Source organism: Streptomyces sp. TS71-3 (genome assembly GCF_018327685.1).
GTDB lineage: Bacteria > Actinomycetota > Actinomycetes > Streptomycetales > Streptomycetaceae > Streptomyces.
Genome location: NZ_BNEL01000003.1, coordinates 307,433 through 328,192, shown reverse-complemented (window position 1 = coordinate 328,192; position 20,760 = coordinate 307,433). Strand labels below are relative to the sequence as shown.

The window sequence follows — 20,760 nt, the reverse complement described above, 5'->3', positions numbered from 1 at the left end:
GGGGCCGTTCCCCTGGCCCGCCGGCTGACGAGGGTCGGTCGACCGCTCTCGGAGGCGGGCCGTCAGCTTTCCGTATCGGTGGGGACCCGCGCCACGGTCACTCTGCCGGCGAAGGTGTTCTCCATCAGCACGGAGTCCTCCGGATCGTAGATCCAGAACTCTGGGTGCGAGTCGGTGATCTGCGACAGGTGGCTCAGGGCTGCACCAAGCGGCAGCTGCGCGCTCGGCAGCGCAAGGCTTCCCCAGAAGACCACCAAGCCCTTCGCGCCGGCGCAGTGTTGCCTGATCAGAGCGTCCAGGTCGGCGGTGTCCTCGTCCGTGGAGACGAGGACCAGGTCCGCGGACACCTCTGCCCACGCGATCGTGCCGTCCGAATGGCGCGGAAAGCGGCCGAGGCTCTCGTGTTCGTACCGGAGGTGCTGGTCCAAGTCCAGCAACAGTACGTCGGGACGGCCGACCCAGGTCAGCTTCCGTCCCTCCCGCTGTTCCGTACGGGCCAGGCGGACCATGGACCGAGGCAGGAGGTCCGGCCTGGTGCCGTACGTCTCTTCGAGAGTCATGTGTTACCGCCGAGGATCCTCTTGAAGTCGTCTTCCGTGCCGTTCCAAGGCACGGCCCACTTGCGTGCGGAGTCGCCCTTTCCGACCTCCACGTTGATGTGAGGTCCCTTCTCCGGGTCGTAGTCCAGCCGGAACCTCTTGAACTCGCCGTCCACCCTGGTGGTGAAACCCACTACCTTTCCGTAGGTCGACTCGGCCGATTCGAGCCGGCCGACGTAGGGTTCCCGGGTCGCGGGGTCGATCCTACCCAGCAGGTCCAGCGCCTTGTTCCGGGCTTGTTCGAAGCTGTCGTACTTGGGGAGGACCTTTTCCTTGGGCCCTCCGGAATCATCCGTTGGTTGACCGTTCTTGCATTTCAGGCCGAGCGGGTCGATGTACTTGAGCGGGTTGTCGACGTATCCGTGGTGGTTGGGGGCGGGATCCAGGCCCAGGGGGTCGGGGCTGAGGTAGCGCGCGGTCTCGGGATCGTAATTGCGGAAGTAGTTGTAGTGCAGGCCTGTCTCGCGGTCGGCGTACTGGCCCGGGAACCGAAGTGGGCAGTGAGCCGTGGAATCGGCCGCCGGCACGGAGACGTCCGTTCCCCAGAGCGTGGTGCGGTGGTGCCACACCACCTTCCCGTCGGCGGTGACCAGTTCCGCGGGGGCTCCTACAGCGTCGGTGACGACCGCCTGGAAGCGTGTGTGGTGGTCACCTTCCGTGTCCTCGGCCAGTGAGGCGAGCGCCGATTTGCCGGGCACCTTGAGGAGGGGGCGGTGGTCGGTCTGGGCCACCGGACGATGGGTGCCGGGCGCGTAGTCCCAGGTCAGGGCTTGTCCGTCGGGCCCGGTCTGCTCGATGAGGCGCGTGTCGTCCCAACTGAACTCCGTTCGCGCCCGGACGGGACTCCCGTCGGCGGCGACCCACTTGCCGATCCGGCGGCCCAGCGGATCGTAGGCGTAACGCCAGCGGACCCCTTCAGGTGTCACCGCCTCGACGAGCCGATCCTCCGGGTTCCAGACGTAGGCCCATTCCTTTCGCCGACCGTCGAGCAGCTTGAGGGTCTTGCGGACCAGGCGCCCTTGCGAGTCGTGCTCGTACCGTGTCCTGCCCGCACGGCGGATCAGCGTCCCGTCGAAGTCACGCTCACCGGGGCTCGCGTGGTCGGGCGCGGTGGCATGAGCCACGTTTCCCGCCGTGTCGTAACGGTAGGTCTCGCGCCACCCGTGGGCCCGCACCTCGGTCACTCGTCCGGCGTCGTCCAACGAGAAGCGGAGGGTCCCGGAGGTGAGGTCGCGGATTTCGGTGGGACGGCCGTCTGCCCGGTAGGCGTAGGCACGGTGCTGCAGGAGCCGTTGCGCCTCGGCCGCCCGTGCCCCGACACGGGCTGGCTCCGGGTGTCTGGTGAGCGTCTGCGACGTGACGCGGTCCGCCTCGTTCCAGGCGTGTGCGAGCAGCACCTCGGTCCCGATGTTCCGCTCGACCTCGCGGCCGGCGGCGTCGTATCCGAACCTGAGGAATCCGGCGTCCGCTTCGAGCTCGACGGGTTGGCCGGCGGGGTCGTAGGTCCACCGGGAGAGCAGTCCGGTAGGTGTCGTGCGCCGGATCTGCCGGCCGAGGGCGTCGTAGACGTAGGCGGTGGTGCGCCTGTTGACCGTCTCCTTCAGGACACGTCCCAGCGGGTCCCGTTCGTACCCGATCTCGGCGTCGCCGTTCGCCGTCCGGATGAGGTGGCCCGCCGCGTCGTAGGTGAACGTGCTGTTCCAGGTGCCGGAGTCCGTCTCGGCCCGCTGCTCGGTCACACGGGACAGGGCGTCTCGGAGGTACCGGATCGTCTCGCCGGCACCGTTGACGCGCAGGATCAGATGTCCGGCCGCGTCGTGGGCGTAGTCGAGGGTGCGCCCGTTGAAGTCGGTCTCTGAGGTGAGCCGCCCGGCCGCGTCATAGGTGTAACTCCAGGTCAGTCCCTGCGGGTTGGTCACCCCGGTGAGGCGCAGTTCGGTGTCGTGGGTGAACGTGTACGTACGGCCGTCGGGATCGCTGCGGGTGGCGGGAACGTCGAAGTGGGTCACCGAATGCCGGGTGACAGCGCCGACGCGGTCGGTGTGCGTGAGGAGGTTGCCTTCGGCATCCCACGTCCACGCCTCCTGCGTGCCGTCCGGGTACGCACGCCGCTTCGGCTTCCCCTCGACGGTCCAGGTCGTACGGGTGGTGCGTCCGAGCGGGTCGGCCACCTCGGTGATCCTGCCGAAGATGTCACGGCGCACGGTGGTGGTGCGCCCCAGCTCGTCGGTGAGCGCGACGGGCAGGCCCGCCTTGTCCGTGACGAAGCTGTGGACGTGGCCGAGGGCGTCCGTGACGGCAGTCAGGTGGCCGGCCCGGTCGTAGGTGTAGTGGGTCTCGGCGCCCAGTGGATCGATGGTGGCGAGGAGATTGCCCCGGTCGTCGTAGCGGCGCCTCCAGCGGGCGCCGCCGGGCTCCGTCACCTCGACGGGCTGTCCGAAGGCGTTGTGCCGGGCGTGGGCGGTGGACCCGTCCGGAAGCGTCAGGGTGGTGAGGTGGCCGTCGGCATCGTAGGCACAGGTGGTGGTGTTGCCGAGCGCGTCGGCCAGCTCGAGGGGCTTGTCGCCACGGGCCTCCCAGGTGGTACGGGTGGTGTTGCCGAGGGCGTCCGTGTCCTCGATGACCTGGCCCTCGGCGTTGTAGCGGTGCCGGGAGGTGTGGCCGAGGGAGTCGGTGTAGGCGGTGGTGCGGTGCTCCTCGTCGTAGGCGAAGGTGCCGGAGAGGAATCCGCCGGTACCCTCCGTGCGCACCACCCGGCCCCGGTCGTCGTAGAAGTACTGGAACGAGGTGTCGTTGCGGTCGGTCCAGGCTGTGATCCGGTCCTCGTCGTCGTACTCGAACGTCAGAGGTTCGCCGCTGGAGTTGATGACCTCGCTGAGGCGGCCCGCTTCGTCATAGCCGTAGCGGACGACGACGGTACCCGCGGTGGCGTGGGGATCGTGTTGCTCGTACGCGGAGGGGGCGTGGTCGAGGAGGCGCAGGGCGGTGACGCGGTGGCCCCTGGTGTCGATGGCGAGGTGGTAGCCGCCGGAGTGGCGCAGCGCGGTGGGGAGGCCCTGGTGGTCGCGGTCGAGGGTGATGCGGGTGTCGTTGCGGTCGTGCCAGCTCTCGACGAGGAGGCGGTAGGTGCCGGGTGTGTCGGAGGGGGTCATGGGGCCGGTGAAGGTGCGTACGACACCGGTGGCGGGGTCGGTGACGGTCATGACGCCGTCCGGGTGGCCGTCCCACTCCAGCGGCCAGCGGGCGCCCTTGGCCGGCAGCACCGGCACGCCGGGTTGCGGTACCGGGTAGACCAGGCGCATGCCGTCGGCGGCGGCGAACACCACCCCTTCGCCGTCGATCTGCACGCACTCGTCCAGCGGGCAGATCCAGGTGGGTCCGAAGGTGATTCCGGCGCGATAGGAGGTCAGGTGGGTGCGCTGGAAGATCAGGGGGAGGCCGGCGGCGGGCAGGGTGAGGTCGGTGTGCTGCATGAGCATCGCGCCGGTGACCACATCCACCGGCTCGTTCTCGCACGGGGTGTCCTCGGCCTTGCGGCCGGCGGTCCCGATGTCGTCGCCCGGTGGTCGGACGTCGTGGGGGCGGGCACGGCGTGCTGCCGCTGCCGCATCCGCGAGTTCGTCTGCGGTGCGTGCGGCCTTGACCCCGGCGCCCGCGCCGTCCGTGGCGATGGTCAGTGCGAGGTCCGGTACCAGCCGGCCGAGGCCTTCCGACGGGTCTTTCATGAAGTCGGTGACCATCTGCTTGCCGGCGCCCCAGGGGTCGTTGGCGACGGTGACCAGGCCCGCGGCGAGGCTGTCGAGGTTGGTGACGTACTCGGCGGGGTGGGTGATGTTGTAGGGGTCCAGCGGGTTGATGCCCCGCGCGAAGTTGTTCAGGCCCGCGGTGCCCTTGAGCAGGCCGCCCTCGAAGTGGTCGATCATCATCGGCACTTCGTCCAGGCCCGACGTGAGCTGGTCGGTGTAGGACGGTTTCGGCGGGGCCTTGTCACGCGCCGCGCGGATCTTGGCGCTCGCGGTGTCCGCGGCCGCATTCCGCTGCTTGCGGGCCTCGGACAGGATGTCCTGCGCGTCCTGCATCAGCTTCTTGCCCGGATCGGGGAAGGAACTGCCCGGCTTCGGCGGGAGTGAGGACGGGTCGCGCTTGTCCGCGGGCTGGGCGTTGTAGTGGTCGGCGGCCTTGTTGTAGGCGTCGACCTTCTTCTTGTGCGCGTCCGCCGCGTCCTCGGAGGCCTTCGTGCCGGCCTTCCACTTGTCGATCGCCGTCTGCGCCTGCCCCTGCGCCCAGGAGACCGTGTCCGCGAACGACTCCAACGCCTTGGCCGCCGCATCGAACGCGTCGGCCCCCGTGAACCACTTGGGGGGCTGGATGTGCACGCTCTTGCGGAACGCCTCCGCCGCCTCACCCTTGAGATGATCGGAGTTGAGACCCTTCAGGCCGTCGCCGACGTCGTCGAAGGACTTCTGGAACGTGTGCAGGTGACCCGCCGTGGCGCGGAGCTTGCCGGGGCTGCCGTAGACCAGCTTCGTCTTGTCGTCACTCTGGCCGAGGTCCATCTCGTCGACCTGGGCACCCATCCGGTTGGCCACCGAACGCGACTGCTCACGCACCCAGTCCGCACCGGAGTCCCAGCCCAGATCGTCCAGCCGATCGGCCGTCCAGTCACCGGCGTCCTCGACACGATCCCCGACCCACTCCGTGCCCTTCTCGACGGCATGCTCGATCGGATCGGGAATGAAATCACCGATACCCACCCGTCACTTCCCCCCGTCCTGCCCCTGCCCCTGCCCCTGCTCCGGCTGCTGGTCCTGCTGGGCTGCGCGCTCTTCCGGCGAGGGGCCGAAGACACGATCCAGATCCCGGTTGAACTCCTGGTCGTCCACGCCCGCGATCTGGTTGCCGATGCCGGACATCACGCCGCCCTGGCCCTCGGTCAGCAGCGAGCGCCCGGTGTCCTTCCAGGTCTGCGCCATCTCGTGGCCGGCCTTCTTCCAGGAATCGGCGCTGTAGTCGGGATGCAGGGAGTCCGGAGTGAACACATCCCCCCAGCTCTGCTTCTCGATGTCCTCCTCCGAGGCATACGGGCTCCCACCCGCGAACGAGCTGGCGATCACCTTCAGCGAGCCCTGGACGTACTGGTCCTCCGCCCACTGCGTACCCGCCGCCAGCCCCAGCCGCTTCGCGATCTCACTCGCGTCATGGATCAGCGAGCGAACCCCCCAGTCCCACCGCTCGCAGAAGTCCTCGAAATCCACCGACAGCCCGTGGTCCCCGGCCTCCATGCCGGTGATCGCCAGATCGGAGAAGCCCTTGCCCATCACGGAACCGGTGCCGCTGCCGATCTCACCGAGCTCGCTGATGGCACTGCGCAGGCCCTGCGTGATCTTGTCCACGCTGGCCTTGTCGAAATGCAGGTCCATCCCGTCACCACTGCCCACGGTCGTCCCCCTCCCGCCCGACGCCACCCTGCCGTGCGCCACCCCGTGCGGCGTCCACGGCCGCCTCATCGGGCACGATGCCCTCCACCGGCGGGAAGAACATCGCACCGCCCTCCGTGGCGATGTCCACCGCAAGCCCGGCCGGTTCGTCCATGGCCGGCCCGATCTCGTCCAGCAGCCGCCTGCCCAGCAGCGCCGCGAACTCCCACGACGCGTCACCCGGTCCGTGGTGCAACGCGAACCGCGCCAGCGCCGCCTCGTCGGTGAACGCGCAGATCCACCGCACCCCACCCGCGCGCGCCGTCCACAACCCGCCACCCTCCAGCGGCACCAGCAGCACCGCATCGCGCACCGCGGCCACCAGCTCCGCCGGGTCCCCGACCCCGGCCCGCCGCTGGGCGATCCGGTCCACGAGCCCTGTGCCTGCATCCACGCCCACCAGGCCTCCCCCCGCTGTGATGAACAACCGGCCGGCTCACGACACCATAGGAAAAGACGACAGAGTCCGACAGACCGTTCCGGCACGCACCCGAGGTCCTGCTTGCGGCTGCGACCGGACGGTCCCGGGGCCGAGGCGGGACGGGTTCGGGTCCGAGTCCGGAGGGGGGGCGGGTCCGGACGGGTTCGGGACCGGGTTCGGGACCGGGTCCGGACGGGTTCGGGGTCCGATATCGGACAGTTTCCGTGCCTACCCGTCGGTGAGCAACGTGGACGGTCTCGGCCTCCGCACCTCGATGAGGAACGTCAAAAGTCAAGAGCGGACATGGAACCGCACCCTTGCGCAGCAACAGTTCACCGAAGCCCGGCTCAGAGTTCATCCCGGACCGACAGGTTCGAGGGCATGACTTCAAGATTCGGCTTTCGCAGGCGCACCCGGATCGCCATCACGATCGTTGCCGCCGTCACCGTGGCGGGCGCGGGCTCGGTCGCAGCCCAGGCCCATGGCCGGATGTCGACCCCGACGCACGCCTTCGGCGCGGCCTCGGACACCTTCTCCGGCCACGGCGGTGTGAAGGGCGACGTGCTGCGGAACGACTTCGGCGCGACCGCCGTCGTGCGGCACACCGACCCGTCCCACGGGACGGCGGCGGTCAACGCGGACGGCACGTTCACGTACACACCGAGCTCCGGCTTCAAGGGTACGGACACCTTCACGTACACGGCGACCGATGCCGTGGAGCTGTTCAAGGACGCCCAGGCGAACGGTGCCCCCCTTCCTCCGCTCGGCACGGTCGCTGGCCCGGGCGGCACCACCACCCAGATCTCGGGGGAGGGCTTCGGGTCGTCGCTCGCCCCCGTGCCGGGCAGGCCGGGCTCCTTCTACGGCCTCACCGACCGCGGCCCCAACGCCGACGCCCCGGACGGCAACAAGTCCGAGATGGTCCTCGACTTCACGCCCGAGGTCGGCGAGTTCAGGCTCGTCGGCGGCAAGGCGAAGCTGGTCAGGAAGGTCACCCTGAAGGGGCCGAGGAGCCTCGGTGGGGTCAAGTACAGCGGCCGTCCCCCGCACGACACGGGCGAGGTGATCGACGACGTCGCCGCGACGAACGCGAACGGCGGCACCCCCGTGCCCGTCGCCGACGATCCGTACGGCTACGACTCCGAGGGCCTCGTGGCCCTGCCGGACGGCACGTTCTGGGTCTCGGACGAGTACGGCCCGTACATCACGCACTTCGACGCGAACGGCTACGAACTGGGCCGGCTGACCCCGTACAAGGACAGCCCGGACAACAAGTATCACAAGATCGTCGGCCACCTGCCGGCCGAGCTGGCCAACCGCCTGAAGAACAAGGGCATGGAGGGCCTGACGGTCACGCCGGACGGCTCGACCCTGGTGGGCGTGATGCAGTCCGCGCTGCAGCAGCCGGACCTCGGCAGCACGAAGGCCTCCAACGTCTCGCCCACCCGGATCGTCACGATCAACCTGCGCACGTACCGGGCCAAGCAGTACCTGTACCTGCTGGACGACCCCGGCACCACGGGCAACGCCAACAGCGAGATCACCGCGCTGTCCGACACGAGGTTCCTCATCGACGAGCGTGACGGCACCTTCGAGCCGTCCGCCCAGAAGACCCTCTACGAGGCCGACATCCGCGGCGCGACCGACGTCAGCGGCCTGACGGTCGGCGGCAAGTCGCCCGAGGCGCTCGTCGGGAAGGACGGCACCGACGCCGCCTTCGCCGCGCTCGACGGCGCCGGCGTCCACGTGGCCCGGAAGCGGTCGTACCTGGGCGTCGGGACGCTGGTGACCCAGCTCGACCCCAGCGGCGCGTTCTTCCCGCACGACAAGGTCGAGGGCGTCGCCACCACGAACGCCGGGAAGACGCTGTACCTCTCCAACGACGACGATTTCGGCATCGACACCATCGTTGTCGACCCCGACGGCACGTGGACGGTCCACCAGAAGGTGCTGCCGCCCACGGGCGAGAGCGACAACGGCGAGATCCTGAAGGTCGACACCACCAGGCTGCCGGCGGTCCTCAAGACCGTCACGGTGACGGTCCACGTGCACTGACGCACTCGGCGCCCTCGGGCGCAGGAGTTCCTCGGCTCCTACCACACGTTCCGGAACTGCCTGGTGAATCTCTTCGAGCACCGCGGCTGGGCGGGCGGCTCGATCGCCTTCGCCGGCGACCGCACCGACCTCGGCATCCTGGACGACAAGGCCGGCTCGATCCTCTGGTCCTGATCCCTCGCCCGCTGACCGGTCCACGGACTGCCTACCCGTCCGGGGACTGCTGACCGGTCCACGGACTGCCTACCCGTCCGGGGACTGCTCACCGGTCCACGGATCACGGACCGCTCACCCGTCCACGGCGGTGGCGCTTCCGCGCCACCGCCGCTGGCGTGCGTTCTCCGGCGTTCTCCGGCGTGTGCCGTGATCAGCCGAACAGCCCTGAACCGAGCGGGTGCTGCCGGTCGAAGCCCGGGAGGATCAGGAACGTCGCGCTGGCCGTCGTGGTGGTGAACTCCAGCAGCGCGTCGGCGGCGTCCATGTGGGTGAGGGTGGCGGTGAAGGTCCGCAGGGCGTTCTGGAAGCTGATGAAGAGCAGGCCGGGGGCGGGCTCGTCGGTGTTGTAGGAGCGGCGGAGCATGAGGCCGGTGCCGACCACGGTGGGGTTCGCCCTGCGCACGTGGGCCTTCGCGGGGACGAGGTAGCGCCCGTCCGCTGTCTTGGCGCCGAGTTCCGGGGTCGAGGCGACGGTGCCGCCGGAGAGGGGGACGCCGCTGGTCCGGTGCCGCCCGAAGACCGCTTCCTGCTCGGCCACGGACAGGGCGGCGAACCGCGGCAGGTCGAGTTCCATGCGCCGCAGCACGGCCAGGGTGCCGCCGGCGACCGCGGGGGGCCCGGCCAGCCACAGGTCGCGCTCCTGCTCGGCGGTGGTGTGCGGGCCCACGATGCCGTCGATGAAGCCGAGCGTGTTGCGTTGCGCGGCGAGGCCGCCCCCGAAGGGCACGTTCGTACCGCGGCGCGCGGACTGGCGCCAGCGTTCGCGGACGCGGTCGCCGGCCTGGTCGAGGAGCGCCGCGGCGGCGACCGACAGCAGCAGTGCGTTGCCGGCGCAGATCTGTAACAGCAGGTCTCCGCCCCGTGCCTCCGCGGCGATCCGCTCGCGGGAGAACCGCGGGAGGTCGGTCGCGCCGGGCAGCGAGGCACCGGCCGTGCGCACCAGCCGGGGGCCCACGCCGACGGTCACGGTCAGGTCGCCCGGCGGCAGGCCCAGCAGGCGCGGGTCGTCTCCCGCGGTGAGCGCCCGGATGGTCCGGCCGAGTTCGTCCAGCAACGGGCCGGCGTCCGCGGTGGCGCCGAGGTCGGCCACCACGGCGAGCAGGTTGGGCTGCGGCGGCTGGGGGAGCGTGATGCCCGCCTGATGGCGGCCCGTCGCCGGAACCGGCATGGGCGTGGGCGTGCCCGCTGCGGAAGGGGCGTTTCGCCCCGGCTGCGCGGAGTCCGACGTGCACCCGGCGGTCAGGCCGGCGGCCACCATCGTGCCGGTGACATCGAGAAACGTGCGGCGCGACGGGCGGCGATCGGCTCGGGGCATGGTGTGCAGAGTGCCACACCGCAATCGCGGTGCCGGTCAACTTGGCGATTCCGGCCCTGAATTGGGCGTCACGCCATACGCGGAATCGGGCGTCATGCCAGACTGGGGATCATGCCTCGATTAGCACTTCGCGTGGTGGCGGCGGTCCTGGGGACGCTGGCACTTGTGGCCGGCTGCGGCGGCGGCGACGACGGCGCGGACGCCGGATCGGCCAAGGGCCGGCGGCCGAGCGGCGCGCATGTGACGATCCGAGTGCCTGCCGACGCCCCGACGATCTCGGACGCGGTGTCCCTCGCTCACCCGGGTGACGTGGTGCTGGTCGCGCCGGGCGTCTACCACGAGTCGGTGAGGATCGACACGGCGCGCGTCACCCTGCGCGGCGAGTCCCGGGAAAGGGTCGTCATCGACGGGCGGTTGCGGCAGCCCAACGGCGTCCTCGTGTCGGCGCCCGGGGTGGCCGTGGAGAACCTGACCGTGCGGAACAACACGCAGAACGGCGTCCTGGTCACCGGTTCCGCGGCGGCCGCCGCCGGGCTGCCGGGCCAGAGCGGCGGCTACGACACCGGCGACGAGCCCGTCACCTTCCTGAAGTCGTTCCTGGTCTCGTACGTGACCGCGACCCGCAACGGCCTGTACGGCATCTACGCGTTCTCCGCGCAGAACGGCGTCATCGAGCACTCGTACACCTCGGGCGGGGCCGACTCGGGGATCTACGTCGGGCAGTGCAAGCCGTGTCACATCGTGGTGCGGGACAACGTCGCCGAACTCAACGCGGTCGGCTACGAGGGCACCAACGCCGGCGGGGACATGTACGTGGTCGGCAACCGCCTGGTGGGCAACCGCGTGGGCCTGACCACCAACTCCGACCACCAGGAGAAGCTGCTCCCGCAGCGGGGTGCCGTCATCGCGGGCAATCTGATCGCCGCCAACCAGCAGGAGGCCACCCCGGAGCAGGCCGACGGCGGGTGGGGCACCGGCATCGGCATCGACGGCGGCAGCGACAACCGGTTCGTCCGCAACCGCGTCGCCGGCAACAGCAACGCCGGGCTGGTGATCACCGCATCCGCCGACCTGCCTCCGAACGGCAACCAGATCGTGGACAACACGTTCACGGGCAACGGCGTCGACGTCGGCTGGACGTTCCCCACCGCCACCCGCGGCCGGGGCAACTGCCTGCGCGGCAACGCTCTGCGCACCACGGTGCCCGCCCGGCTCGCGGCAACGGCGTCCTGCCCGCTTCCGGCCGGGTCGTCCTCCCCGGCCGGCACGTGGACGATGCCGGCGGCGCCCGGTGGCATCCCGTTCACCGAGGTCGCGGCGCCCGGTCCGCAGCCGGAGTTCCCCGGCGCCCGCACGAAGGGCGCCACCGCGGTTCCGGCTGTTCCGAGCATGCCGGACGAGGCGGGCATCCCGCTGCCGTCGGCGTCCCTGCTCGTCGCGAACGCGCGGGTGCAGGGGGCCGGTTCGAAGACGTCCTGAACGGCGGCAACCGCGGCTGCCGCCCGTCCTGAACGGTCGCTTCCGTGCGTCCTGAACGGTCGCCTACGTGCGTCCTGAGCGGCTGCTTCCGTGCGTCCTGCTGAACGGCCGCTACCGCGGCTACCGCGCCGGGGCGGCTCCGGGTACCGGCTCGACCGGCACGTACTTCTGGGTGTCGAAGTCGATGACCACCGGCTGCGGCGCGGAACTCACGCCGGCGCGGGCCCGGTACATGGTGCCGTCCGAGCCGATCCAGTAGCGCACGTTGCCCGCCGTGCCGGAGCGGTCGCGGGAGGACGGCCCGGTCATGACGTCCACCCGGTGGCCGCCCACCTGGTCCCGCCCCCACCAGGCGGCACCGTTCTGCGGCAGCAGCTGGGCGTTGTCCGGCCGGTCGCTGCCGAGGCTGAGCGCGATGGCCAGCGAACTGTCCAGCGAGCTGCCCGACGACTGCAACGGACGCGTGTACCAGCCCGGACCGGGCGGCGACGCGGGTGCGCGCGCGGGGGCGTTGGCCATCGGGTGGACGAGGACCGAGGTGGCCGTCCACTCGATCAGCCCGTCGCTGGACGTGTCGCGCCCGGTGCCGTGCACCACGCCGTAGCCGAGCTTGCGCCGGTAGTCGACGGACCCGGTGACGACCAGCCCGCCGGCGCTGCCCGGCACGGTGATCGTCACCGCGCGGCCGTGCGCCTCGTAGTTGCGGAACCGCGTGATCGCGAGCTGGTTCGCCTCATCCGGCGTCAGTGCCCGCGGAACTCTGGATTCGGGGTCGCCGCCGGTGAGGAGGAGCGTGGCCACCACCGCCACCGCGACGGCCGCCGCGCCGACGGCGACTGCCGCCCAGCGCCGCCCCGGCCACCTGCGCCGGTCGGCCGGGCGCCCCGGTTGAGCTTGCTGGGATCTCGCACTGCGCACGCGGCTCGACGCTGGCACTCTGCTGGTTCACCCTCTCGATCACCGCACCGCCCGGCCACCGTGCTGACGCGACGGCACCCGGCGGTCCGGTGACGGACGACGCCGGGGCCGGCCCTCGTGGACCGGCCCGAGACGCGATCCGCCCGCCCGCGCGCCATCCGGAGCGCGGGCGGGCAGATCACTGGTTGTTCCGTTTGTTCCGTTCGTTCAGTGTCTCTGGACGAGGTACTTCCGGCTCACGAAGGCGATGACCAGACCCGCGCCCACCAGCAGGCCGGCGAGGGTGATCATCTGAGGCAGCCCGGACGTACCGGTGTCGGCCAGGGAACCCGAGCCGCCACCGGCCGGGGCCGGGTTGTTGGCGGGCGGCGCGGTCGGCGGGGTGGAGGCAGGTGGCGTCGCCGGCGGTGAGGACGGAGGCGGCGTCGGTGTCTCCTTCGGGATGTACACCCCGGCGTCGATCGTGTGATCGACACCGCCCGGCTTGTCCGGGGCCGTGACAGGCGCGGAGCCGTTGCACAACTCCCCGGTGGTCGGCGGGGTCACATTGGAGTCGTGCGCACGGTTGGCACCGGCCCGCGCGAGCGTGAACCGGAGCTCGTCCGCCGTGGGCTGGTCGGCCACCTTGCTGGTGTCGGCCGTGCACACGTCGAACTGCACGGTGTACTTGGCGCCGGGCGTGAGCTGGTACTCGGCACCGACACCACCGAAGTAGTACTCGCCGGCGGCATCGGTCCTCGTCGTGGCGACCTGCTTGCCGCCCGCGTCCAGCAGGTTGATCGTGGCCTCCGGCAGCAGCGGTTCCGCGGGGTCCTGCGTGCCGTTGTGGTCGCCGTCGAACCACACGAGGTTGCCGATCTGGATGGGCGCGTTCGCCGCCGCGTACGCGACGTCGCCGAGCCCGCCGGCCTTGCCGAACCCGCCTTGCTGCTGGTTGACGAACTGGTACCCGTTGGCGGTCGGGTTGTTGCCCGGGCCCTGACCGGTCGTGATGTTGTGGTACCCGGTCCCCGAGGTGGCGACGTTGACGACCGGGTCGAACTCCGTGCTGACGACCCACTGCTGCTGCGGGATATAGGCCACCGACCCCAGCGCGGTCTCCTGGTGCGCGTTGGCGTAAGAGTCGCCCGGGAAGTATTCGACGACATCGGCGGCCTGGCCGCCGTTGTTGGCGGGGGTGGCGTGGTTGGGGCAGCTCCCGGTGCCTTCCCACTGGTACTCGCCGGTGGGAGTGGCACAGACCATGGTGATGTCACCACCGGACATGCCGTTCTCCGCCGTGTTGTTCCCCGGGCGGGGGTCCAGCCCTCCCCAACTGAGCACGTCCATGAACCGGTCGCGGAAACCCAGGATCATCGAGCCGTCGCGGGCGAAGGCGAGGGAAGCCAGCTCCGGCTGCGGATCGATGAAGGTGCTGCCCGACTTCCGGTCGTCCCACGTGTCCAGCTTGGTGTTCCACGGGTTCCAGTGGGTGTTCCTGTCGCCGGAACCGTAGACGCTGCCGCGTTCCTCCGTGAGCTGGTGGGTCAGCACCGTGCTGAACCGCTTGCCGTCGTAGGTGTAGACGACGGCTTTGAGGTCCGCGCGCTGCTGCGTGCTCTCCGCGCTGCACACGCCGCCGACGTACAGCGTGTTGTTGTGGGCCTGGAGACCGAACGGCCGCCAGTCGTCGGCGCTCGCGCACCCCGGGTCCGGGATCGGAACCGTCGCCTCGGGCTCCGAGGCGGTGGTCCCCGTCGCATCGAAGGCCACCAGACTCCGGGTCAGCAGGTTCACCGCGTACAGCGTGGAGCCGTCCTCCGACAGGGCCAGGCCGCCGATGCTCTCCTTGCCCGGTGCCTCGGTGAACCCGGGATCCTTGATCATGTTGGCGGTGTCGTGCTGTGTCACCGCTGCGCCCGGGACCTGGGCGAACAGCTCGGGCGCACCCGAGCCGCCGACCGGCACCGTGTAGATCGCGCCGGCGCCCTGGGGCCCGTACGGGGCGTACCGGCGGGCGAACGCGCTCTGGAACAGGCGGCTGCGGTCCGTGTCGTACGCCAGCCCGAACGTCGTGCCGACCTGGTCCTGCGTGGCCAGCGTGGCCGGACAGGACACGTCCGTGGGACACGTGCCCCGGGTGTCCGTCCCGAACGCCACCAGCGCCCGGTTGTCGGTTCCGTCGGCGCCGCTCTGGACCGGTACGAAGTAGCGCGAGTCAGGCAGCGCGTAGTCGGCCGGATCCCACACCCCCGTCACCACGGAGGCGTCCTTCCCGCCCGACACGTCCACGAACGACGTGAAGCTGTCGAAGTGGTTCTCCTCCGTGGACGCGGGGGCCGCCCGCAGGTAGTCGCTGTACGGTGCCGGGACGCTGACGTCGACGCGGTACTGCCCGCCGCTCAGCTCCGCCGACGGCGGCACCACGACCTTTCCGGTGGCATCCGTGACGCCGGTGACATCGTGGCCGGCGGGGTCGGAGATCTCCACCTTCATGCCCCGCTGCGGCACGTCCATGGTCGCGTTGATCACGCCCGTGCCGAAGAAGTCGCGCAGCACCTCGACCGTCAGCGTGCCGTCGTCGGTCGCGGCGGCGGCGGAGCCGGCTGTCGCTCCCATGGCGCCGCCCGCCAGGAGGAGAACGGATAACCCCACGCGCCCCAGAGGCTCCGCAAGCCTCCAGGGCGACCGGGGCGAATCTCTGCCGACTCGGTTCATGGCATCACACTCCACACTTCTCTTGTCGTGAAACGAAGCGCCCGCTTCTCGCCGGGCGTCGCCCCATGGCCCCGGACGGGGGTGCCGGTCGCGAACGCCAAGGAAAAGAAAAAGGGCCCATCGCCGTTGCGTGGACCGCTTTGTGGTGATCGTTTGAAGGGTATTGCGGGCGAGTGGTAAGCACCGCGGGCCAGCAAAGGCGAAAGCATGTTCAGAACCTCGGGCGGTACCGCCCTCCATTGCGCGTTTCCGCAGCTCGAACACGGTACCCTCGCCCCCCGCCGCCGACCTCACCGACCGCCATCGCGAGCAGCGCGCGATATTCTAAGCGTGAGAGTCTCGCCGTCGCCACCAGAACTCCGGCATCCGTCAGGATCCGCGATAGGCCCCGAGCGCCCGGGGAATGCCGATCGGAAGAATGTGCGACAGCGACGTGATGACCGAATCCGGTCACGCTGAATGCGTGGCGCCCGGATGGCGCGTCCGGGACGTGCTCGTCATGCAGGGGCGTTGTGTCTGGAGGCGAAATCCGGTCGCCTGCGGGGGGCGCGGTGGCGTGGCCGAGTCGAGCGGTCATCGGAGGGCGGGGCATTACGGATCCGTGCGGTGGTGGAGGCCGGATCGGGCGCCGGTTTCGCGCTCCGCGCGCTCCCTGGTGCGCCGGTGGGAGCGGCCTCCGCCGCCAGAGCCGGTGCGGTCAGTGCAAGCCGTGCATTTCGACCACCAAGTTGCCCGAGGCAAGCACTTGGTTTATATTTGTTGAGACCAAGCAAGTTTCGTAGGAACAGGCGATCGATACGGAGTGGCCCATGGCCGCGGGAAGAGGCCCCGCCCCGCCGGTGCGAGCGGTGACACAGCTGCTCCCGCCCCCGGCACCGCCACCGGCACGAGCCCCCGCAGGCTGACAGCGACCGAGGGCCGCCCCCGGCGCGGTACGCGGGACGATCCGGCCCGCGCGGCCGGTGCCGGCCCGAAGACCCGGTCGTCCACCGCGAGCCGGGCCCGCAGCAGACGATCCCGGCCGCCACCCTCGTATCCGGCGAGGCCCGGAACACGGGCGGGGCATGCCGCCGACCGACACCGGCGCCGGGTGCGCCACCCTTCAGCAGTACCGGAGTGAGCGGGACCCGAAGCCGCGGCCGACCCCCAGGGGCGGCCGCCCGGGGACCGCTTCGAGCTCGTCCGGCCGCCCACCCGTCTCCATGAGGACTTGCCGGCACATCACAACGCGCGACACCGCCCAGGAGCCCGCTCCGGGTGTCGGCGGAGGACAGGGAGAAACAGCACGATGAGCCAAGCAGCCCCCGCGCAGAGCGCGGGGACACCGATAGCCTCGCCGGGCGGCCTCAACCACCGGCAGATCCTCACCATCCTCAGCGGCCTGCTGCTGGGGATGTTCCTGGCCGCGCTCGACCAGACCATCGTCAGCACGTCCATCCGGACCATCGCGGACGACCTGCACGGCCTCAGCCAGCAGGCCTGGGCCACCACGGCGTACCTGATCACCTCGACGATCTCGACGCCGCTGTACGGCAAGCTGTCCGACCTGCACGGCCGCAAGCCCTACTTCCTGGCCGCGATCAGCATCTTCATCGTCGGCTCCGTGCTGTGCACCTTCTCCAACTCGATGACCGAGCTGGCCGTGTTCCGGGCCCTCCAGGGCATCGGTGCCGGTGGTCTGATGTCGCTCGCGCTGGCGATCATCGGTGACATCGTCCCGCCCCGCGAGCGCGCCCGATACCAGGGCTACATGCTCGCGACCTTCGGCATCTCCAGCGTGGGCGGACCGCTGATCGGCGGCTTCCTCGCGGGCACGAGCAGCATCCTGGGCGTCACCGGCTGGCGCTGGGTCTTCCTGGTCAACGTGCCGATCGGCATCGTCGCGCTGTTCGTCGTCGCCAAGGTGCTCAACATCCCGCACACCCGCCGGCCGTCCCGCATCGACTGGTGGGGCGCGCTCACCCTCATCATCGGTGTGGTGCCGCTGCTGCTCGTCGCCGAGCAGGGCCGCGGCTGGGGCTGGGGCTCGCCGCGGTCCCTCACCTGCTACGCGATCGGTGCCGTCGGAATCGTCGTCTGGATCTTCGTCGAGCGCGCCATGGGCGATGCCGCACTGATCCCGATGCGCCTGTTCCGCATCCCGGTCTTCAGCCTGACCAGCCTGGTCGGGGTGCTGATCGGTATGGGCATGTTCGGCGGCATGCTGGTGATCCCGCAGTACCTCCAGATCGTCAAGGGCGCCAGCGCCACCAAGTCGGGCCTGGAGATGCTGCCGCTGATGGCCGGCATGATGGCCGCCTCGATCGCCTCCGGCCAGGTCACCTCCAAGACCGGCCGGTACAAGATCTTCCCGATCATCGGCAGCGCCCTGATGGTCGTCGCGATGGGGCTCTTCTACTTCAGGGTCGACTGGGACACGCCGCTGTGGCAGACGATGGTCTTCATGGCGGTCTTCGGCCTGGGCCTGGGCGGCTGCATGCAGACACTGGTCCTGGCGGTGCAGAACGCGGTGCCGATCAAGGACATGGGTGTCGCGACCTCGTCGTCCACCTTCTTCCGGCAGATGGGCGGCACGGCCGGCACGGCGATCTTCCTCTCGGTGCTCTTCAGCACGCTCAGCGGCAAGATCGCGTCGGCGTTCACCGAGGCCGCGTCGAGCGCGAGTTTCAAGGCCGCGCTGAGGGACCCGGCCGTGCTGGCGGACCCGGAGAACAAGCCGGTGCTGAGCATGCTCAAGGGCGGCTCCAACGGCGGTTCCAGCAGCGTCCTCAGCGATTCCTCCTTCATCCAGAAGCTGGACCCGCGCCTGGCCGTGCCCTTCAAGGCGGGCTTCGCGGACGCCATGCACTCGGTGTTCCTGCTCGCCGCGATCGTGATGGCCGTCGCCTTCGTGGTGATCCTGTTCATCAAGGAGGTGCCGCTCCGGAAGATCTCCGCCCTGGAGGCGCGTGCCGCCGAGGCGGCGGGTCCCGCGCCGCGCTCCGAGAAGGAGCCGGTCCTCGTGGGCGTCGGCGCCGCGGAGTCGCAGGCGGAGGCGCCGTCGCAACCGCCGGTGGCGGCCTTCGCCTCGCCGGGCGGCGGTGACGTCCAGGCGGCCGGCACCCACGCCGTGCACGGCCGGGTGCGGTACTCCGACGGCACACCGGTGGCCGCCGCCGCGCTGACCCTGATCTCCCCCTCCGGACGCCAGCTCGGCCGCGCCGACGCCCGGGCCGACGGCGGCTACACCCTTCCGGTGCCGGGCACCGGCTCGTACGTGCTGATCGCCGCCGCCGACGGCTGCAAGCCGCAGGCGTCCACCGTCACGGTCGGCCAGGAACCCGTCTCCCACGACGTGCTGCTGTCCGCGAGCGGTGGGCTCGCGGGCGTCGTGACCAGCGCGCCGGACGGCCTGCCCGTGGAGGGCGCGATGGTCGTGGTGACCGACATCCCGGGCAACGTGCTGGCCTCCGGCAAGACGGACGCGGCCGGCGGCTTCACCCTGGGCGAGCTGCCGGTGGGCGAGTACACGGTCGCCGTGCATGCCTCGGGTTGCCGGCCGACCGCCCGCCTCGCCGAGGTCGGCGGTACCGGGACCACGCGGCTGGACATCGTCCTCCAGGCGGGTGCCCAGCTCCAGGGCGCCGTCCGTGCCGGCGCGGACCACCGCCCGCTCGCCGACGCCCGCCTGACGCTGCTCGACGCGGCCGGGAACGTCGTCGGCACGGCCACCAGCGACTCGGAGGGCGTGTACGCGTTCACCGACCTGGACGCGGGCGGGTACTCGCTCATCGCCAGCGGCTACCCGCCGGTGGCCACCACCGTCCGGGTCGAGGGCAGGGGAGCCGACGGCCTCGACCTGGAGCTGAGCCACCCCGAGAAGTGACCCTCCGCACCCTCCGGACCCTCCGGTGAGAAGCCGGCCCGTACCTCCAGCGCGGAGGGACGGGCCGGCTTCTTCGTTACGTCTGGTGTGTGCCCGCGGTTACGGCCTGGCTGGCTTGCCCGCGGTGTAGAGCCAGGTGTGGAAGAGGGCGCCGAGGTCCTTGCGGGACACCCTCTCGCTGAGCGCGATGAACTGGGCGGTGGTTCCGCTGCCGTAGCGGTGGCTTCGGGCCCACGTCTTCAGGATGGTGAAGAAGTCGGTGTCGCCGACGGCCGTGCGCAGCTCCTGCAAGGTCATCGCGCCGCGGGTGTAGACGGGCGAGGCGAAGATGTTCGCCCCCTCGCCGGGGTCCGCGGGCGGGAAGGCCCACAGGCTGTTGGTGGCCGGCCGGGCGTAGTAGCCGTCGAAGCTGGCCTGGGCGGTCTTCCCGCCGTGCTGCTCCTCCCAGAGCCACTCCGCGTAGGTGGCGAAGCCCTCGTTGAGCCAGATGTCCTGCCAGCTGGTCAGGCTCACGGAGTCGCCGAACCACTGGTGCGCCATCTCGTGGACGACCGTGCCGACGCCCGGCGCCCTGTCGTAGATCGGCCGCGTCTGCGTCTCCAGGGCGTAGCCCACGTCCGGAGCATGGTCGACGATCGCGCCGGCCGCCGAGAACGGATACGGACCGAAGAGGTCGCTCTCCCAGTCGAGGATCGCCGGGATCCGGGCCAGTGCCGGGGCGGCGTCGGCCGCCTCGCGGGGATCCACCGCGTTGTAGACGGGGATGCCCGAGGCGGTGGTGTACCGCTGGACGTCGAACTTCCCGACCGTGGCGGTGGCGAGGTAGGAGGCCATGGGCTGGGACTGGCGCCAGTGGAAGGTGGTCTTGCCCGCCCTGGTCCGCTGCGATGCCAGCACGCCGTTCGCGACCGCGGTGTACCCGGCCGGCACGGTGATCTCGAAGGTGTACGAGGCCTTGTCCAGAGGGTGGTTGTCGGCGGCGAACCACGACATGGCGCCCTGGGGCTCACCCGCGACGAAGGCGCCGTCGTCGGTGGAGATCCAGCCGTCCGCGGAGCCGTCGGGGTCGGTGACGTCCTCCGGAACGCCGCCGTAGGAGAGGTCGACGCGGAAGCCCTGCCCCTTCCCGAGCGGCTTCGCGGGCGTGATGGCGAGTTCCTGCCCGTCGCGCGTCCACCGGGCCGTCCGCCCGTTCACCCGCACCCCGCGGACCGTCAGCCCGGACAGGTCGAGGTCGAACGTGCTGAGCCGCTGGGTGGCACGTGCGGTGACGGCTTCGGTGGCGTCCAGCCGCCGCGTGAGCGGATCGTAGGCGAGGTCCAGGTCGTAGTGCCGGGTGGTGTAGCCGCCGTTCCCCGCGAGCGGGAAGTACGGGTCGCCCAGGCCGCGCGCGCCCGGGGCGCCGTGGCCGTCCGCGGTCGCGGCCACGGCGGTGCTCTCGGCCGTCAGGGTGAGGGATGCCGTCACGGAGAGGACGGCCAGGGCGGTGGCCAGGAATCGACCGCGGGCCGGTCTCCGGCGCGGGCGGGTGGGGGAGGCTCCTGCGGGGGCAGCGAACATGTGCACTCCTGGAACGAGGCGGGTCCAGAACATGAACACATCAATGTCGCCTCACCTTATGGCGCGCCTCTTCCGGCGACAAGATCGCAGGCGGCGCCGACCGCCTGCGGCATCCCCACGGCACCTGGTGCGCGCCCCGCTCCGGCGCCCCGCTCGTC

The 20,760-nt window shown here is 70.7% G+C and carries 11 protein-coding genes; 3 read left to right on the top strand and 8 right to left on the bottom strand.

Annotated features, from left to right (window positions below):
• Nucleotides 1-62 precede the first annotated feature (62 nt).
• From Sm713_RS25950 to Sm713_RS25935, 4 genes are read right to left on the bottom strand one after another with little or no spacing between them, the layout of a single operon-like run.
• Nucleotides 63-560: a hypothetical protein gene (locus tag Sm713_RS25950; RefSeq protein WP_212912495.1), complete on the bottom strand. Its 498-nt coding sequence runs from the start codon at nucleotides 558-560 to the stop codon at nucleotides 63-65.
• Nucleotides 557-5,353, bottom strand: coding sequence for a putative T7SS-secreted protein (locus Sm713_RS25945; protein ID WP_249416693.1), 4,797 nt, complete (start codon nucleotides 5,351-5,353; stop codon nucleotides 557-559). Before Sm713_RS25945 ends, Sm713_RS25950 begins: the two co-directional genes overlap by 4 nt.
• Before the next feature lie 3 nt (nucleotides 5,354-5,356).
• Complete coding sequence (locus Sm713_RS25940) at nucleotides 5,357-6,019, bottom strand: hypothetical protein (RefSeq protein WP_212912494.1); 663 nt, start codon at nucleotides 6,017-6,019, stop codon at nucleotides 5,357-5,359.
• A gap of 4 nt (nucleotides 6,020-6,023) precedes the next feature.
• Nucleotides 6,024-6,470, bottom strand: coding sequence for an SseB family protein (locus Sm713_RS25935; RefSeq protein WP_212912493.1), 447 nt, complete (start codon nucleotides 6,468-6,470; stop codon nucleotides 6,024-6,026).
• A gap of 408 nt (nucleotides 6,471-6,878) precedes the next feature.
• Here Sm713_RS25935 and Sm713_RS25930 point away from each other — a divergent pair, with 408 nt between their 5' ends.
• Complete coding sequence (locus Sm713_RS25930; protein ID WP_212912492.1) at nucleotides 6,879-8,552, top strand: esterase-like activity of phytase family protein; 1,674 nt, start codon at nucleotides 6,879-6,881, stop codon at nucleotides 8,550-8,552.
• A gap of 367 nt (nucleotides 8,553-8,919) precedes the next feature.
• Here Sm713_RS25930 and Sm713_RS25925 read toward each other — a convergent pair whose 3' ends face one another.
• A complete protein-coding gene (locus tag Sm713_RS25925) occupies nucleotides 8,920-10,083 on the bottom strand; it encodes a Dyp-type peroxidase (RefSeq protein ID WP_212912491.1) in 1,164 nt (387 codons plus the stop codon).
• A gap of 111 nt (nucleotides 10,084-10,194) precedes the next feature.
• Between Sm713_RS25925 and Sm713_RS25920 the strand changes: the two genes are divergently transcribed.
• Nucleotides 10,195-11,562: a nitrous oxide reductase family maturation protein NosD gene (locus Sm713_RS25920; RefSeq protein WP_212912490.1), complete on the top strand. Its 1,368-nt coding sequence runs from the start codon at nucleotides 10,195-10,197 to the stop codon at nucleotides 11,560-11,562.
• 120 nt (nucleotides 11,563-11,682) lie between these two features.
• Here the strand turns inward: Sm713_RS25920 and Sm713_RS25915 are convergent, their stop codons facing one another.
• A complete protein-coding gene (locus Sm713_RS25915; protein WP_212914836.1) occupies nucleotides 11,683-12,372 on the bottom strand; it encodes a hypothetical protein in 690 nt (229 codons plus the stop codon).
• 315 nt (nucleotides 12,373-12,687) lie between these two features.
• The gene (locus Sm713_RS25910) at nucleotides 12,688-15,078 is read right to left on the bottom strand and encodes an SdrD B-like domain-containing protein (RefSeq protein ID WP_212912489.1); all 2,391 of its coding nucleotides are present in this window, start codon (nucleotides 15,076-15,078) and stop codon (nucleotides 12,688-12,690) included.
• A gap of 1,387 nt (nucleotides 15,079-16,465) precedes the next feature.
• On the opposite strand from Sm713_RS25910, the gene Sm713_RS25905 reads away from it, so the two are divergent.
• Complete coding sequence (locus Sm713_RS25905) at nucleotides 16,466-19,042, top strand: MFS transporter (protein WP_212912488.1); 2,577 nt, start codon at nucleotides 16,466-16,468, stop codon at nucleotides 19,040-19,042.
• 99 nt (nucleotides 19,043-19,141) lie between these two features.
• Here the strand turns inward: Sm713_RS25905 and Sm713_RS25900 are convergent, their stop codons facing one another.
• Nucleotides 19,142-20,602: a M1 family metallopeptidase gene (locus tag Sm713_RS25900; protein ID WP_212912487.1), complete on the bottom strand. Its 1,461-nt coding sequence runs from the start codon at nucleotides 20,600-20,602 to the stop codon at nucleotides 19,142-19,144.
• Nucleotides 20,603-20,760 lie beyond the last annotated feature (158 nt).

Coding starts and splice junctions, on each gene's coding strand:
- Sm713_RS25925 (WP_212912491.1), bottom strand. CDS start 10,083: ATGCCCCGAGCCGATCGCCGCCCGTCGCGCCGCACGTTTCTCGATGTC.
- Sm713_RS25900 (WP_212912487.1), bottom strand. CDS start 20,602: ATGTTCGCTGCCCCCGCAGGAGCCTCCCCCACCCGCCCGCGCCGGAGA.
- Sm713_RS25905 (WP_212912488.1), top strand. CDS start 16,466: ATGAGCCAAGCAGCCCCCGCGCAGAGCGCGGGGACACCGATAGCCTCG.
- Sm713_RS25930 (WP_212912492.1), top strand. CDS start 6,879: ATGACTTCAAGATTCGGCTTTCGCAGGCGCACCCGGATCGCCATCACG.
- Sm713_RS25940 (WP_212912494.1), bottom strand. CDS start 6,019: ATGGACCTGCATTTCGACAAGGCCAGCGTGGACAAGATCACGCAGGGC.
- Sm713_RS25910 (WP_212912489.1), bottom strand. CDS start 15,078: ATGGGAGCGACAGCCGGCTCCGCCGCCGCCGCGACCGACGACGGCACG.
- Sm713_RS25920 (WP_212912490.1), top strand. CDS start 10,195: ATGCCTCGATTAGCACTTCGCGTGGTGGCGGCGGTCCTGGGGACGCTG.
- Sm713_RS25950 (WP_212912495.1), bottom strand. CDS start 560: ATGACTCTCGAAGAGACGTACGGCACCAGGCCGGACCTCCTGCCTCGG.